This is a genomic window from Streptomyces sp. NPDC050625 (assembly GCF_040654755.1).
Lineage (GTDB): Bacteria > Actinomycetota > Actinomycetes > Streptomycetales > Streptomycetaceae > Streptomyces.
Genome location: NZ_JBFAIQ010000069.1, coordinates 1 through 15,373, shown reverse-complemented (window position 1 = coordinate 15,373; position 15,373 = coordinate 1). Strand labels below are relative to the sequence as shown.

14 protein-coding genes and 1 pseudogene are annotated in these 15,373 nt (G+C 66.2%); 4 read left to right on the top strand and 11 right to left on the bottom strand.

The genetic code is table 11. The features are described from left to right. Positions 1-82: 82 nt before the first annotated feature. Together AB0I54_RS46950 and AB0I54_RS46945 are read left to right on the top strand one after the other, a co-directional pair. Positions 83-310, top strand: a complete 228-nt coding sequence (locus tag AB0I54_RS46950; protein ID WP_363302541.1) for a hypothetical protein — start codon at positions 83-85, stop codon at positions 308-310. Between the two features lie 736 nt (positions 311-1,046). After that, positions 1,047-2,768: a hypothetical protein gene (locus AB0I54_RS46945; protein WP_363302540.1), complete on the top strand. Its 1,722-nt coding sequence runs from the start codon at positions 1,047-1,049 to the stop codon at positions 2,766-2,768. Between the two features lie 258 nt (positions 2,769-3,026). On the opposite strand, the gene AB0I54_RS46940 is transcribed toward AB0I54_RS46945, so the two are convergent. Further along, positions 3,027-4,493 (bottom strand): serine/threonine-protein kinase, encoded by a 1,467-nt coding sequence (locus AB0I54_RS46940; RefSeq protein ID WP_363302539.1) that lies wholly within the window; start codon positions 4,491-4,493, stop codon positions 3,027-3,029. A gap of 1,053 nt (positions 4,494-5,546) precedes the next feature. Here AB0I54_RS46940 and AB0I54_RS46935 point away from each other — a divergent pair. Then, the gene (locus AB0I54_RS46935) at positions 5,547-5,684 is read left to right on the top strand and encodes a hypothetical protein (protein ID WP_363302538.1); all 138 of its coding nucleotides are present in this window, start codon (positions 5,547-5,549) and stop codon (positions 5,682-5,684) included. 318 nt (positions 5,685-6,002) lie between these two features. Continuing rightward, positions 6,003-7,352 carry a helix-turn-helix transcriptional regulator gene (locus tag AB0I54_RS46930; protein ID WP_363302537.1) on the top strand — a complete coding sequence of 450 codons (1,350 nt, stop codon included), beginning with the start codon at positions 6,003-6,005 and terminating at the stop codon, positions 7,350-7,352. Between the two features lie 140 nt (positions 7,353-7,492). Here AB0I54_RS46930 and AB0I54_RS46925 read toward each other — a convergent pair whose 3' ends face one another. The 10 genes and pseudogenes from AB0I54_RS46925 to AB0I54_RS46880 all read right to left on the bottom strand — a co-directional run. Continuing rightward, on the bottom strand, positions 7,493-8,113 hold the full coding sequence (locus tag AB0I54_RS46925) for a hypothetical protein (protein ID WP_363302536.1): 621 nt from the start codon (positions 8,111-8,113) through the stop codon (positions 7,493-7,495). Between the two features lie 206 nt (positions 8,114-8,319). Then, positions 8,320-9,627 carry a pentapeptide repeat-containing protein gene (locus AB0I54_RS46920; RefSeq protein ID WP_363302535.1) on the bottom strand — a complete coding sequence of 436 codons (1,308 nt, stop codon included), beginning with the start codon at positions 9,625-9,627 and terminating at the stop codon, positions 8,320-8,322. Positions 9,628-10,196: 569 nt separating this feature from the next. Continuing rightward, positions 10,197-11,009, bottom strand: coding sequence for a helix-turn-helix transcriptional regulator (locus AB0I54_RS46915; RefSeq protein WP_363302542.1), 813 nt, complete (start codon positions 11,007-11,009; stop codon positions 10,197-10,199). Positions 11,010-11,064: 55 nt separating this feature from the next. Beyond that, the gene (locus AB0I54_RS46910) at positions 11,065-11,328 is read right to left on the bottom strand and encodes a hypothetical protein (RefSeq protein WP_363302534.1); all 264 of its coding nucleotides are present in this window, start codon (positions 11,326-11,328) and stop codon (positions 11,065-11,067) included. Between the two features lie 547 nt (positions 11,329-11,875). After that, positions 11,876-12,136, bottom strand: coding sequence for a hypothetical protein (locus AB0I54_RS46905; RefSeq protein WP_363302533.1), 261 nt, complete (start codon positions 12,134-12,136; stop codon positions 11,876-11,878). After that, the gene (locus AB0I54_RS46900; RefSeq protein WP_363302531.1) at positions 12,133-12,438 is read right to left on the bottom strand and encodes a DUF6247 family protein; all 306 of its coding nucleotides are present in this window, start codon (positions 12,436-12,438) and stop codon (positions 12,133-12,135) included. The genes AB0I54_RS46905 and AB0I54_RS46900 overlap by 4 nt, the downstream gene beginning before the upstream one ends. An 865-nt stretch (positions 12,439-13,303) precedes the next feature. Beyond that, on the bottom strand, positions 13,304-13,531 hold the full coding sequence (locus AB0I54_RS46895) for a hypothetical protein (RefSeq protein ID WP_363302530.1): 228 nt from the start codon (positions 13,529-13,531) through the stop codon (positions 13,304-13,306). Then, complete coding sequence (locus AB0I54_RS46890) at positions 13,528-14,256, bottom strand: hypothetical protein (protein WP_363302529.1); 729 nt, start codon at positions 14,254-14,256, stop codon at positions 13,528-13,530. The genes AB0I54_RS46895 and AB0I54_RS46890 overlap by 4 nt, the downstream gene beginning before the upstream one ends. A 380-nt stretch (positions 14,257-14,636) precedes the next feature. Next, positions 14,637-14,885, bottom strand: a pseudogene (locus AB0I54_RS46885) (Fe-S oxidoreductase); the annotation flags it as partial. A gap of 29 nt (positions 14,886-14,914) precedes the next feature. Beyond that, the coding region (locus tag AB0I54_RS46880) for an electron transfer flavoprotein subunit alpha/FixB family protein (protein WP_363302528.1) at positions 14,915-15,373 on the bottom strand (459 nt) is incomplete at its 5' end.

Below are 15,373 nucleotides of genomic sequence, written 5' to 3'. Positions count from 1 at the left end.
AGGGGCGTGAATCACACCAACACACGCCCCCTCCACCCCTGCAGCGGAGCCAAAACAACTCCGTGCACTGGAGCCCAAAGAAGTGCTTACAGACAAGCGGGGCTGTGCGGCACTGGAGCAGTACCGGCAGCGCACCGGCACCGTCGGACCCGTCAGCCGCTCACACGTCGAAACGATCACCATCGACGGCGAGGAACACCCGGTCAAACTGGGGGTGTTTCTGTCCAACACCAAGACCCGACGTGCGGGGCTCAGCACCACGCAGCTTCAGCGGCTCGCCAGCCTCGGCCTCGACTGGGCAACGGCGTAGGGCCTTCACGCAGGGCCTTGGCTGGGGCGTTGTGTTGCAGTGAAACCCCACCCTCACGCATCTATGGGTGCGTTAGGGTGGGGTCACCAACTTAGTTGTCATCTCAGTTGTCATCTAAGTGGTCCACTACGAGCAACGGGGCCCCCGCCGCTCCAACGGCAAGAGCCCCGTACCCGCGCTCAGACGCCGCTCCCAGATCACTATCACTGATCTGGGGGCGGCGTCAGTGGTGAGGCCAAGCCCATGTGTGGACTATCTGCCCCACCCAGTACGCGGTGGCCGCTACCGGAACCATCCAGAGCCGGATGCTTCGCAGCACCCGCTTCCGGTTCACCGGCTTTGGCCTTGCGCGCTTCCTCATCGAGTCCCCCTCGGGATCGTTGGACCGACACCTGGTGTGTCGGACCCCCGGCCGGAAGTCCGACACCTGGGTGTCGGGCCCCCGGTCGGAAGTCCCGCCAGTGCGGTCCCTCCGAAGGCTCTTCGCTGGAAAGCAGGCACCAACTTACACCGTGTCATTGGCGGCCAAGGACCGTTTGTGGATGCGGAGTTGGTGCTGTCACCAGCGGAGCGTGCGGCGCCCTCCGCTGGCAGGCGAAGAAGGCGTTGTCGTCGTGGCCACGTCCGTTGCGGTCACGACGATCGACGAAGTGGCTTGCCTGATGCAAAGGATCCGGCCGAACCAACAGTGACGGAGCCCTACGAACACCGTTCCGCCTCGGTGTCACACCGACATGTGACGATGCTGGGAGGCCCCTGGGAGGCGAGTGACGTGGCAATTGAGTGGGACCGCATCGGGCAGCCAGCCTTCGACCGGCATGTCGAGGCGCTGCTGCACCGAATGTTCGATGACAGCGGGCAGGTGGTCGTGGTCAACGGGCGCGGCGGCGATAACGGAATCGACGTGCAGGTCACTACTGACGCCGGTCTGCGGATCTTCCAGCTGAAGTACCACCCGGATGGCTTCCCTGGTTCGCTCAAGGGCCGCCGGGCTTCGATCAAGAAGTCGTTCAACCGGGCCATGGCCCACGAGCCGGTGGAATGGACGCTGGTAGTGCCGTGCACGCTGACGACGTCCGAGCGGACCTTCGTCGGCAAGCTCGCCGATAACCAGGCAGCGGTGAAGGTCTCCGTGCTGGACCGCTCCGACCTGGACTGCCACTTCGCCGTCCACCCGGACCTGGAGGCCAGCTTCACTCGCGACCTGTTGCGCGAGGCTGCCAGGGACTTCAACCAGGAGAGGGCCATGCTGCTGGGCGCAGACGATCTCGCCGACCGTGTCCGTGCTCTGGGAGGCCGGGCCGACACCGTGGATCCCGACTGGACTTGGGACTTCCAGCGGCACGGCGACACCGTCATTCAGACGCTGCGCGCCAAGCACTCCCGGGCCCACGAGGTCAGCCCCATCTCTCTGCGTCTGGTCGGTCGCCCGGAGGCGGTCAGCGCTGACCTCACCGCAGCTATCACCCGCACGCTCGGGTTCGGAATCGCTGACGACATCGTGCTGCCCCGGGAGGCAGTGGAGAGCCTGACGATCGACGGCCCCTCGTGGCTGTCGCGGACCGTCACCGACGTCGAGGTGCTCTGGAAGCCCGCACCGGCGTCCGCGCCTGCCGGAACCAGGGTTGAGGTGGCCTTTTTGGACACCGGCGGCGGCGTTGCTGCCTGCTACGCGGGGCGGTTGAACACCGTCGGCTCGGGAGGGCTGGGCGCCTCGGTCGACGCCGATGTCCACGGCGCCCGGCTGCAGATGATGCTGCCCTTCGAAGACACTGCTGCCGGCACACTCAGGTACTCCTTCGATCTGGAAGGCCGTGAGCCTGCGGAGGCGATGAAGTTGATGCGCCTGTACCAGCGGCTTCTGCGCGGCGGAGCATTCCGCCTCAGCGTCAACGGTGTGAACGCCGGCGCCGGGATGCTGCCGCCCAGCGGCAGCCCGGACCACCTGCGCGAGGTCGAGCACCTGCTGCTCTATCTGTCGGACTGGGACGTCCTGCAGCAACACTGCGAGAACTACTTCCCCACACCACTCACATACACCGCCGTGGAACGCATCCAGGTCCGGATCGCGCGACTAGTCGTGGAAGGCCACTGCGTGGCCTATCCCTTCGCCCACACCCTCACCATCACACTCAACGGCCAAGACCACCCGGCTCTACACTCCGTCCTTGGTGACCGGCCCCAGTGCATCCGTGTCAGCCCGCCCGGCTTCGAGGTCACCGTCGGCGGCCACACCCTCGACATCGGGCCCGTCCATCTGTTCCACACCCAGCTGAGCGCCGACAACGGCCAAGATGCCCTGCGCGCCCTGACCCGCGGACAGGGCGTCGGCACCAAGGTCACCCTGCGCCCCGCTGACGACAAGAGTTACCGGCTCTACCTCGCCGACGCTCCCGACGACGGCCGTCCCCTAATCCCAACCTCCCTGGGCCTGGACGGCTACACCGATCCCAAATGATGGCGGCTACAACCGGCACCCTCAGATCGCCATCGCGCAAGCAGCCCGATGTGCGGTGCTCGTCTGGGCGCTGCAGGCGCTCAGGGAGATCGATGAGCACTGAAACCCGGCATGCCCAGCGGACTAGCAGCTGCGGCCTGACGGTACGACGACAGCGCCCGCCCTGGGATGTGCCCGGGGCGGGCGCTGTTCTTGTTTGTGTGCTCCTCACTCTTCCAGGCCGGGGCGAGCACCGGGACGGGCTGTCGGTCTGGTCTGTCAAGTTCTCCAGGAGCCCTGAGGATTGCGTTCAGGCATCGAGCTCGGGTGGGCGAGCTGGCCATTCGCCGCTTGGGCGAGCCACTCCGCCCATCTGCCGATGAACTCGTCCAGGTCGCCGATGACGAGAGGGGTGAAGGGCCAGGCCACCTGGTGCATGGCCATGCCCGGATTAACAGCGGCGCGTGATTCGTGGTGGGGGTTGAGTGCGAAGGGTTCCATGGTCCCCACGACAGGACGGGTGCTCATGAAAGCGGTCTCGAACCACTGATACTGGTCTTCCGTCTGCGCATCGGCATACCAGAGGGAGTGGCTGCGGCCTTCGTACCCATGATAGTTGGCGGGGATCTTCAGGGACAGCGTCGCGGAGGCGATGACGTCGAACGGGGCCAGCGTTGAGTCGGTGCGCCAGATCTCGGGGGCAGTCTCTTGCGGGCCGGACAGGGTCAGCTGGGCGTCGTTGATCCGGATGGTCCATCCGCCCAGGTTGCCCGTGCGGACCTCGGCGCTGGGGGCAGCGTTCTTGAGGGTCGTCAGGAAGCTGTCGGCGATGAAGCCGAAGGAGGTCTTGGCGGCCTCGAGCAGGCCCTTACGACGGTCGGCCTCAGTGGCCTGCTCCGACGCACGGAGGTCCGCTTCGGCCCTGCGCGCGACCGCGCTCTGGTTCGCTTCGGCGAGGGCGGCCAGTCCCCCGGACGTCGCGCCGACAGGGACGTGTCGCAGGCGCTCCAGCAGGTTGCCGGGAGCCGGACGTCCCTGGGGTCCCTTGAAGAGGCATTCCGTGACGAGCGCGGCCAGGAGAGGGGGCGCGGTCGTCAGCGGGGGCGGAGTGCCGCGCAGGTGCTGTTCGGCGAAGTCGACGTCGGTGGGGCCGGTGAAGGGGGTCGATCCTTCCAGGAGTTCGTGGGCGAGGATGCCCAGGGCGTAGATGTCGCTGGCGCTGGTGGCCCGCTGGTTGTTCCAGCGTTCGGGGGCCATGTATGCGAAGGTGCCCGTGAACTTGAAGGTCTGCCTCGCAGTGGTGGCTTCGGCGTACCGGGCGATGCCGAAGTCGGCGAGGCACCAGCGGCCGCCCAGCAGCAGGATGTTCTCCGGTTTCAAGTCGCGGTGCACGATGCCGCGGTCTTTGAGATCGGCCAGAGTTTCGGCGACGTCGGACAGTACGGAGACGGCCTCACTCAGGGGAAGGGTGCCGTTCCGCTGGAGGTGGGCGCGCAGCGACTTCTCGGCACGGGGCATCACCAGCACCCACTGGTCCTCGTGCTCGCCACTGTCGATGATCGGTACGACGTTGCGGACGCCAACTAGGTCGGTGAACAACATCTCGCGCTCGGTCCCGGGTGTCTTGGGTACAAGTTTGACCGCGGCCTGTTCGCCGACCGCGTTCTCAGCCTCGTACACGGCGCCGAAACCGCCGCTCCCGATGGGCCCGCCCAGAGTCCATTCGTCGTTCAATACCAGCTTCATGGCGCGCGTTGTCTCCGTCTCAACTGCTGTCCCTGCAGAGCGGTATCGCCCACTTCCATCGTCTCAGGCCCCACTGACACTCATGGGTCTGTCCAGGTCACGACAGGTCGGTGGTAACGACGGCGCCCGCCCCGGGGATGTGCCCGGGGCGGGCGCCGTGTTCTCGTTTGCGTGATCATGGCCCTGTCCGATCGGCTGCTCCCGGTTCGCGGACATCAGCGGCCGGCTGGGATGGGTCAGTCGAGGTCGGTGGTCCGGACGCGGCGCGGGGCCGGTTGCGGGCCCACCTCTTGAGGTCGCCGACGCGGTAGAGGAGTTCGGTACCGCGCTTGTCGACCGAGCCGGGGAAGTGGCTTCTCCAGGCGTCGGTAAGGAGGGCACCGACTTCGTCGGGGCGGGGGTCTGCCCGGTGCGGGCCAGGAAGTCCTTCACGCCTTGTGTCTGTCGCTCTACTCCGGTGTCATTTCGTGCGTGGTGGGCAGATGAGCGGCGCGCAAGCGCAGGACACCGTCAGGGCCGCGGTGCTTCCGTACGTACCAACGCCACCTCGAGGACGTGTGGGCTGAGCAGTGGCGCTTCGGGAAAGACAAGCCGCCGAAATGACTCGCGAAGTCCTCGGCCCCGCATAGAAGTAGGGGGCATTATCGTGATTCACAGGTTACCAACGACCGCCACCCGAGTGACGTATGACACACGAGCGGGTCCTTAGGAGCGGAAGCCAAGACGCGTCTACGTAATGCGTCGTAGGCATCCTGTGCACCCCTGAGCCCCACTCTGGGTGAGCGGCGCGGAGTGCCGCGCATGGGCGCCCGCCTCAACAGGATCAATTCGGGCGAGAGTTCGCAGGTCACCGCTTGCACGGGATGATGATGTGAAAATCAACTAAGCGTCAAACTGCGATTTTAGACCGAAGTTGGCCGCCCATGCCTGGCCCTGAGCAGGTCGGTGATGTAAGTGCGACCCGGTAAGCTCGTCTCAACATCGTCTCTCGTGGCGCACCTCGCGATCGGCAGGCCCGATCGGGGTCGATCGCCCCGCGACCGAGAGGAGGTGTTGCGAGTGGAGGACCCGCCCAAGGATCCCAAGGGCGGGGAGCGTAACAACCGTAAGGCCGTCAAGAAAATCCTGGGCTGGCTGGCCCTCCAGGCACTGGGTGTCTGGCTGCGCCACCAGTTGGAGAACCTTTTCTAACGGCAAAGGCCCTCTGCGCAAACAGAGGGCCTAGCGGGAGTCATGCTCCCACCGTCGGCCCTGCGCCCACCATCAACGGCCTAGCTAACCGTGGGGGTGCAGGGCCCCTTTCGTAAGCAATACACGTGAACCGCGGTCCCCATACCGTGCGGCCTACGGCGTCCAACGTCGCGCATTACGACGCTTAGATCTACCGGTTCAGCCACCTAAGTGCGACGCCTGAGCAGGTCAGGGCCACGTGCATCTCACGGATGAGACTTGGTCGTGCCCCCAAAGGGTACCCCTAAACTGGTCCCGACGACGAGAAAGCGCACTTTGATGGCACGTGGACTGGCTGATTTCAGCCCTTCGGAGCTGCGCGCGCACCGCATGAACCTCTACGCGCGTGGCGACGCGCGGGCCATGACCGCGGAGGAGCTGGCCCGCAAGGCGGGGACGACGAAGGCGCAGATCCTCGCGTATGAGAACGGGCACCGAGTGCCGGATCCTCAACGGATCCGGGCCCTCGCCCGCGCTTTGGAGCTTCATCCCTGGTACCTCATGAACCCCGACCGCAGGGACGAATGGGCGGTGGCCGACGTGCGGCGCGCATGCGGGCTGCGCGCCGAGGACGTTGTACGCCAGCTCGGGATATCGCCGAAAAACTACCGCAGGTTTGAGACCGAGGGCATCGTGCCCAGCCGGCGGCCGGGCTTCCTCACCGAGGTGGCCACCGTCTTCGGCACCCCAAGGGAGATCCTGGAGCGGGCCATCGACAAGGCTCCCGCCGCGAAACTGCGCCAACGCCGCACCGCCGACCTCGTGCAGAAACTTGCCGAGCGGTACGTGCCCGCGGCGGGGCCCTGGAAGGGGCCCGATCCCGCGGACCCGGATCTGGTGGAGCTGGCCGCTGCCTATGGTCGGCCCATCAGCAGGACCCGCCGCGTGATGATCCATGAGCTGGGTGAGCTGCGACAGCGGCACGTGCGGGCGCTGCGGGAGCGCGTCATCGCCGACTACGACACCGATCGTGAGCGCCAGCTGAACGCGCAAGCCGCCTTCGCCCGCTGGGACGAGCTGTACGTACGGGAACTCGCGCGCATCCCCGTCCGCCTGGAGCAGTTCCACCGCACCGCGCAGCCGTCCGACGCCTGGCAGATCCTCGTCGATCTCTTCAATGCGGACGCCGTCCAGCGCGCGGACGCGCCGTGGGCCGTGACGAAGCTCCTGACCGAGGACGCAGCCGCCGTACCGGCCCACCTCGTCGCACAACAGCGGATCGACGACATCCCCGTCTGCAGGCTCACACCTGCCGGGTACTCCCATGTCAGCGTCTTCGCCGGGCTGTACGCGGCTCTCTACCCAACCTCCCGCAGGCCGTTGAAAATGCCCACCCGCGGAACCCAGCGGAAGGCTCCCGTACCGGGGACAACGGTCGCCCTACCCGGCCAGACCACCGAGGCAGGACACCCCGTCCGCCTGGTGGTCCCACTGCCGGCGCTGGAGAAGCTGCAGAAGACTGGGGCCGTAAAGCCCGTCACCGTGGAACTGAACTCGCGGCTCATGCTCACCCTGCACCCCCACTCCCTGGGCGCGGCTCTCATTGCGCCCCCGCCCGGGGGGGATCTGCCGCATCAGGTGAGCATGCTCGACGACTGGTACGAGGAGACCAGCGTGGACCCCGAATAAGCTCCTTGGAGTGCGGGGCCCATCCTGGTCGACCAGTGGGAGGACAACGCCCTGCTCGGCGTGCTGTAGGACCGACTAGTTGAACACAACCAAGACGTCTGACCTGGGCTCCCGTGCCAACCTGCGAACGGCCGACCGCCCTAATAATGCGTCACATTGAAGAGGGCCAGCAGTTGCACGATCAAGACGACAGAGAGAGCCGCGACCAGCGCCATCGTCGTTTGCGTCAGTGCTCTCCCCAGATCGGGCTCGTCTGGGTTGCCCTTTTGAACGTCGACATCGATGAGCGGGTGGGGCTCGGTCAGGGTCAGTTCAGGGCTTCGCCCATCAACGAGCAGGGTGATGGAAAGAACCGCTGAAGAAGACTTGGCCCGATCGACCTTGACCCACTTCCACTTGTTCCAGCGGGATGGGCCGCGATGGATGATGGTGGGTCGGAGTCTCAGCTTGCTCCCCTCAATCTCCCATTGGTGACCGATAGGGGCATCGAGCGGACCCAGGATCTGGGCGCTGAGGTCGAATTCAACCGGATCGGCAGCGTTGAAGGCTGCGTTGGCGATGTCCCGACGGCCCCGATTGGCCACCTTCATGGTGATCACGTGCGGGTGCTGGATGGGCTCTTTACCCTCGTCCCAGATGACCTTGATTCGCTCGTGGCCCCCAGGAACGGTACGCAAGAGCGAGACGGTTGACATCCCATAGACCAAGCGCTGCCCTGAGCCCGTGGTTCTTACTTGAGTCCACACCACCCATGCGGTCATTAGTGCGAGAACTCCAGTGGGAGCCCAGAAGCTAGCCGACGTGTACCAAGTATCAGCAATATGCACAGTATGAATCTAGCTGCGCCGATTGGTGCTACTTGGTGCACAGTCGCTCGACATGCCACGTGTAGGTCACATCGAGCCACCTGCCTTTGTTGAACGAACTTGTTGGTCACTGCAAGCCTTTGGTGAACACCCCTCCGAGGTCAACGGCCCTTGCGTCGGAACAGTGAGCTAAGCCGAATGTGACCATCTCCGTGAGCGCCGACCCATAGCGCCTCCCACATCGCTTGCCCCTCCTTCTCCACCTGTGCGACCCGCGCCCGGACCGCGGCATCCGCAGCTAGGTCGGCAGGCAGACCAGTGCTCTCCCAGGGGAAGGCACCCACCAGCTGCCCGGTCGTCAAGTCCCGGGCCTCCTCTAGATGAGCCCCCTCTAGGTTCGCCTGCTTCAGGTAAGCATTGTCCAGGCTCGCTCTCTCCAGATGAGCTTTGGCTAGGTACGCCCGCTCCAGGTGAGCTTGGTCCAAGTCCACCCGCTCCAGGTGGGCCCGGCGCAAGTTCGCCCCCTCCAGGTGGGCCAAGAAGAGGGTCGCCCCCTCCAGGTGGGCATTGTTCAGGTTCGCCCCCTCCAGGTGGGCCGAGAAGAGGTTCACCCCCTCCAGGTGGGCATTGTCCAGGATCGCCTGCTCCAGGTGAGCCTGGCGCAGGTTCGCCCACTCCAGGTGGGCCGAGAAGAAGCTCGCCCCCTCCAGGTGGGCATTGTCCAGGTTCGCCCGCTCCAGGTGGGCACCAGACAGGTTCGCCCGCTCCAGGTGGGCACCAGACAGGTTCACCCCCGTCAGTTGGGCCTCGACCAGGCTGGCACCGCGCAGATCAGTGCGAGGGAGCTGGACCCCGAAGGGCTCGTCGCGGCCCGAAGGCCTTCGGCCGAGCACGGTCAGTGCTGCCTGGACCGGCTCACTGGGGTGCGGCGGTGCGCTCTGCTGGGTGGTGCGCCCGCTCGGCGCCCTCGCGCCTGACATTCCGGCGCGCAGGGGGCGAAGGGCAGCTCGGAAGCGGTCGTGCGGAGAGGGCTCGATGGAGGCGGGGGCGTGTTCGCGGACGAACGCGGCGAGGACCTCGACGATGGTGGTGTGGTCCTTCGGCGAGTCGCGCATGATGCGCTCGAGCGCGTAGATACCGCCGAGCTGCTCGACCGGTTTGTCGGAGGCGATCTGCCCGATGGCTTTGGTGTACCGGTCGGTGACCTGTCCTTCGCGGGCCTGGTGCCAGGCGCGGTGGGTGTAGAGGATGCCGACCACAGCCAGGCCGCCAGCGCCGAGCGCCACCATGGCGGTCCGGATCCCGGTGACCGTGGTCGCCACGGCCGGCGACAACTCGCTGTTGAGGTACTGGTGATCAATCCACCAGGGAACGCGCCACAGAGCCACGCCCGCGGCGGCGACTCCGCCCAGCGCCACCAGGAGCCACCACAGCCATAGTGGCACCCGTGACCACCACTTCTTGTCCATGCCGTCCAGCACAGCGCGGCGCTGACCGAGCGCTCGCGCGGCACAGCGTCCCGCGTGGGAGGGATCACCGGTACGGCGGCGACAGCGTACGCATCGATAGATCGGTTTATGAACAGGTGCGGCGGGCTAGCGGCAGGCGGAGGCAGGATCAGCTTCTGGCGTCCGGCAACGTTGTAAGGAGCCGCACGCCGTCCTGCGCGGGCGGTTTTCCTGTGCCTGCTGATAAACCGCCACAGCGGACAGGATGTTCGGATGCACGCAGGAGTAACTGTGCGCTGTGTGGGGAGCACGGATTGGCGTAAGAGGAGCCGTGGACTCGGCCCGGCAGCAGGAACGGGACCAGGCGTACACCGCACACGGACGGTGGTTGCACGGTCCAGCGCGGGCGCAGGATGCCGCGGAGGCGATGGTCTCTTCCCTCCATGACCTGCACGGCGGCAGCGGTCGCGGAAGTACATATCCCCCAGGCCTTCGGCGAGGATCGCTGCCGACTGGGCTCTTCACTGGGATAGGACGGGTAAAGATCCCCGTCGTCCTCGCTGCTGCCCATGAGGTGCCCCAGCCCTGCCTCAGACGGCAGCAGCTCCATGTAGGTATTGAGCACAGACGCGGCAGCCCTGGCCCTCAAGGACGCTGGAGAGACGGTAGCGGCTGAGCGTTCGGCACCGATTGCACTGTGCAGCCCACGGAAGGGTCGCTCCCGGGTATCTCTCCACGGGGGTAAGCCCGACTGCCATCATGTGTGCCTTAGCCTCCGCCGCAGTGATCCGACTTCTCAGACGTGCTTCGGCCTCAACGGCAGCAACCTCCCCTTGGGGTAGGGACTGCTCCCTACGTTCACGGACCCGGCGCCATACTTGAATCCAGTTGGGGAACGATCGCTGGGGTACATCGCATGCAAACAGGTATGCCTTCAAAGCCTCTTCGGAACTGGGAAGCGTCCTGCGGTTCGCGATGCGCCAGGCCGTGTTCTTCGACAACGGAGCGAGATCCCTGCTCTCGAGGTAACGCCGTTCAGTGCGGTCCGCCATCGTACGTGCCGACGGTTTGTCGCTCTCTTCCCATATCCGCACCAATGCCGCGCCAAATTCATGCGAGTCGCGTATCAGGCTAAGGCGCGGGGCTTGGGTTAGGGTGCGGTGCGCGGTACCTTTCAGGGTCCGGCGTGCCAATCTCCATTTCTTGTCGACCTCGTTGGGATCCAGGCCGCAGACTCGAATATACCCATGCAAAACCAATGCACTGGGTGGGGTTTTCCCCGACTCAGCACGCTGAATGGTGGAGATAGAGCAGCCGACTTTTTCTGCGAGATCGGCTCGCGAGAAACCGCTCTTCCTCCTGCAATCGCGCAAAAAAATAGCTAACTTGCCTACGTCACTCATGGGTGCCGACACGTCCTTCATCGGTCGGCCTGCGGAGCGATGCATACCGCCCTCCTCAAGCCTGCACACGGCCGTACAGGGCGCTTCCCGCAACCTGCAGCATCTGATCCAGAGTCCTGCTGACGGCTGTGCGAATCACCAGTGCTCCAGCAAGTCCTGCGCCTCCCAGTAGCCCGATGACCTCGGACAGGCCTTCCCCCGCCAGGGCACCGCGAGTTCCAAGGCCGGCGGCCAGGACAATGACGACGATGATGACAGCCGCTTCAGGAGCGCTAAGGCGCCGAGGCGCACCGACACACGAGGCGATGATGGCGGACATTGGATAACGCCTTTCTGCTCTGCAACGCAGGCCGGCCATGCGACCGTGACCTAGAACTGGCTCCAACCACACTGACGCGCATGGACGTTTGGCTCCGCCCAGTGCGATGCTGAGAATCGTGCCACTGCATGCCCGGCCGCGAGGCCGCATCTCGCACTTATGTTCATGCGCGTCCCATTCAAACAGCGCCGGGAAGCATGGCATATCCGGATACCGAGCGTAACCCTCACCGCAAGGCTCGCCCGTTCTTGATGTAGAGTCAACCGAAACTGATCGCGTCAACTTCGAGTCTATTCACATTGCGACCCATTCAAGTACCCGAAAATGGGATTCATCCATTTGTGGCCCACTTTCACTTGTCGGCACACGACCTTGCTGTCACGATCTGACCGTTGCCCTGCATCGCTTCTGGCTCCAACCACAGCTGAACAGGGACTTCGTGGGAAACACGTTGGCTCGTGCCCCACGTGGAAGGGCCGCGCCCACCATGGGCGCGGCCCTTCCTATCTGAATCGGATCAGAGTTCGAAAGCTGGCTCCGCCGTTCGCTACCCAAGCCAGACAACGTCGATGACGTACAGGCGCCCGGCCGCTCGGTTGACCCAGTAGACGGCGGTGAGGTGTCCGACCGCAGCCGCGCGGACGTCCTCTCCCTCGGGGTCGCGGCTGTCAAAGGGCGGGAAGGACCACGGGTCACGGCCGGCGATGTCGAGGACGTCGCCCAGCATCGCGACCGCGTGGTCGGGCAGGGCGTCCAGGGCGGTCAGCGCCTTGGGTGACAGGCGTGCGGGCCAGGGTGTGTCGCTCACCGGCGGCCGTCGAGCGCGTCGGCCAGGTCGACGCCGTCTGCATCGTCCCGGCCGGAGGCCAAGAACGCGTCCACGGCCGGCGTCGCCTCCAAGCGGGCCTGCCAGGCGCGTACGACGCCATGCAGCGGGCTGAGGCTGTAGGAATGCCGGGAATCCTCCAGGGCCCGCACCCAGTCCTGTTCGAACGCCGGCACCCAGGAATCCGCGCGAGCGGAGGCCCGCAGCTGGGCAAGGACCTGTGCGGCCGCAGTCGGCGCAAGCGACGCCGGCGGGACGGGCACATGGTCGGGCTGAGCGCTCATCGCCACCTCCAAGCAGGTCGTGTTGTCACCGTACGCCCGGGCAAGCATTCCTGGAGCGGATCGCAGTTCTCGAGGTGCTCTAACTTCTCCTCGGCCCGGTTCCTGGTCCTGCCGACCAGCAGCAGGACCCGGCGACCCCCTCAGCGTCCCCGACCACCCCGCTCCCTTGACGAGCTACCCCGCGTCGGCGGGGACGACCAGGACGCGGCCGGCGGCCTCGACACGGGCGTTGAGCTACCCCCGCAGGCGCGGGGACGACCACCACCGCGAGGACTTGGCGACCTTCGCGGCCGAGCTACCCCCGCGGGCGCGGGGACGACTTCGGCCCCCCACACCCGGCGGTATCGGGGAGACCGACCCGCGGGCGCGGGGACGACGTACCCGTGGTCGTCAGGAACTTCGCGACCCTCGAGCTACCCCCGCGGGCGCGGGGACGACGCGGTCTCCGGATCGAGTGGCAGCGTCTCGTCGGAGCTACCCCCGCGGGCGCGGGGATGACGCCGTGCTGTAGCCGACGTTCTCGACGTGCGCGGAGCTACCCCCGCGGGCGCGGGGATGGTCCTCAACACCAGCGCGCATCCTTCGGCCAAGGCCCGTGCTCCCCGCAGACGCGGGGGTAGTCCGGCCGCGCTGCGTGCGGCGCGGAGGGTATCGGCGTTGACGACGGTGGGCCAGCTGCCGACCCCGCGGCGTCCAGGCCCTCGCGAGTGCCAGAGACGATCAGCTCCAGGATGAACTCCGCCAACGCGGTGGTTCCTTGAAGGCCCGGCACTCGGCAGGCGGCCTCGGACACCATGATCGACGGCGGCCCGCTACGGCCTCCCGCTAACGGCTGCTCGTCGATCCCGAAGCCGAGGTACAGAACTCACGACTCGGCTTCCATCGCCCGCAGTCGGGCCTCAGCGTCAGCGATGCCCCGCCCCGATTCCTCGGTCATCCATCCATCCGCGTCGATAATCGGGCAATTCATGACCACGACTGCGAGGCCCTCGAGATCCACTATCGCCGCCACCTCGGCGCGCTGACGGGAGTCGTACTGAGTGAAGTCGTCGCACGCTTCGACCAGCGCGGTGAATGACGGGAGTCGTCTCACCAGCTCGGACCGGAGGTCCCGCGGGACGCACTGCATGTCCTGGCTGCGCTCATGCAGCGCGGGCGCCGCGTCCTGCACCTCGCCCATCTTCCTCTCGCGCCGCTCCAGGTCCTGTGCCTCTTCTGCTGACTGTCTCTGAGCGTTTGAATCTGGCACTTCACGATGGCCTCCTGCGTGAGTTTGGCCGAAGTCGCGTGGATCTCGGACAGCACCCTTTTTCCGGCCGCTACCCCGCCACCGCCCGCGGCGACAGACCTGCCGCCCAACCGCGCGAGCGTGGCGCTGTGGGCCGCTGCCCCGTACAGCCTCCTTATCGCCCTGCCGGTAGAGGCGGAGCCGAAGGTTCGCACGGCGCGATAGGCGCCTGCCTCGGCAACGTGACCAACGACGAGCGGACCGACTACTAGGAGCGCGCCGCCTACCAGCACCTTGGCAGCAGCCGGCACGGCACTTTCGCGCGCTCGCCGAAGGTCGATGCCCACCTCGCCGCCGATGGTTGGCCTCTCGATCGCGGCCAGCTCGATCAGATCGACGTGCTTGAGACGCTGAAAAACGTCACGGAAGGGGACGAGGGCCTCGTCGTAGAGCGTCTGCCGTGCCTTCTGCAGGGTGGCGTTCTCCTCGGCGGCCCGCTGATCGAGCTCCTCCTGGCACTCAAGCAGACGCTTGTCCCTCCGTCGGTTCGTCTTCACGAGCCTGACGGCGTCGACGATGTCGATGGCCACGTTGCCCCCTAATACTCCGTTCGGAGATCTTAGTTGCCCGACACGTGTCGTGGCCTACTTGCCCCGTAAAGGGGACACGGCCGGCTGCAGCAGGTCACTTCCGACCGCAGTCACGAAGCCCGTCAGGAACCGTCAGTGGGCATGCCCCTCTGCGCGGCTTCTTGGGGGCGGGGCGCATATGCGCTCTGGCGCCTGACGGGTACTCAGCGGACAATCCATGCCACATTCTGTTGTCCGAGGGGGGCCGGCATGGGTGTTCTATGGCCGTTGGAACCAGCTACGGCAGCCAAGCACCGCCTTTACCAGCGGTATCTCGATGCGTGGTGGCCGATCCTGCTGCAGACCTCCCAGCGCACCGGCTACAGCCGGCCCCGGGTGGGGAGGGTGAAGAAGCCCACCGCTACGAACCAGTGCGCGACACCCACGATGCCCCAGCGGTTGAGGCGGGTGTGGCCGAGGAACTCCCTGAGCAGCGTCAGACTCCGCTGCTTCGGGTGGTCGGTGCGGGTGCCCTTGGGGACGCTCGGCCCGAGCCGCACGAACAGACAGATCTGACGGATGGCTCGGGCGAACAGCGCCACGCCCACGACGGCCAGGACCAGCGACACGGTGATCGCGGCGAGTTGCATGGAGAACGCCTTCTGTTTCTCGGGGGGGTTCAGCCCTTGCGGGCCTTGATCTCCTCGGTCAGCTGCGGGACGACGTCGAACAGGTCGCCGACGACGCCGTAGTCGACCAGGTCGAAGATCGGGGCCTCGGGGTCCTTGTTGACCGCGACGATCGTCTTGGAGGTCTGCATACCGGCGCGGTGCTGGATCGCGCCGGAGATGCCGTTGGCGATGTACAGCTGCGGCGAGACCGACTTGCCGGTCTGGCCGACCTGGTTGGTGTGCGGGTACCAGCCCGCGTCCACCGCGGCACGCGAGGCGCCGACGGCCGCGCCCAGGGAGTCGGCGAGGGCCTCGATGATCGAGAAGTTCTCGGCACCGTTGACGCCACGGCCACCGGAGACCACGATCGCCGCCTCGGTCAGCTCCGGACGCCCGGTGGACTCACGCGGCGTGCGGGCGGTGACCTTGGTGCCGGTCGCCTTCTCGGAGAAGGAGACGGACAGGGC

What these genes read in the sequence shown, in the direction of transcription:
- AB0I54_RS46930 (WP_363302537.1), top strand. Translation starts at nt 6,003, where the DNA reads ATGGCACGTGGACTGGCTGATTTCAGCCCTTCGGAGCTGCGCGCGCAC.
- AB0I54_RS46910 (WP_363302534.1), bottom strand. Translation starts at nt 11,328, where the DNA reads ATGTCCGCCATCATCGCCTCGTGTGTCGGTGCGCCTCGGCGCCTTAGC.
- AB0I54_RS46915 (WP_363302542.1), bottom strand. Translation starts at nt 11,009, where the DNA reads ATGAGTGACGTAGGCAAGTTAGCTATTTTTTTGCGCGATTGCAGGAGG.
- AB0I54_RS46925 (WP_363302536.1), bottom strand. Translation starts at nt 8,113, where the DNA reads ATGACCGCATGGGTGGTGTGGACTCAAGTAAGAACCACGGGCTCAGGG.
- AB0I54_RS46900 (WP_363302531.1), bottom strand. Translation starts at nt 12,438, where the DNA reads ATGAGCGCTCAGCCCGACCATGTGCCCGTCCCGCCGGCGTCGCTTGCG.
- AB0I54_RS46920 (WP_363302535.1), bottom strand. Translation starts at nt 9,627, where the DNA reads ATGGACAAGAAGTGGTGGTCACGGGTGCCACTATGGCTGTGGTGGCTC.
- AB0I54_RS46940 (WP_363302539.1), bottom strand. Translation starts at nt 4,493, where the DNA reads ATGAAGCTGGTATTGAACGACGAATGGACTCTGGGCGGGCCCATCGGG.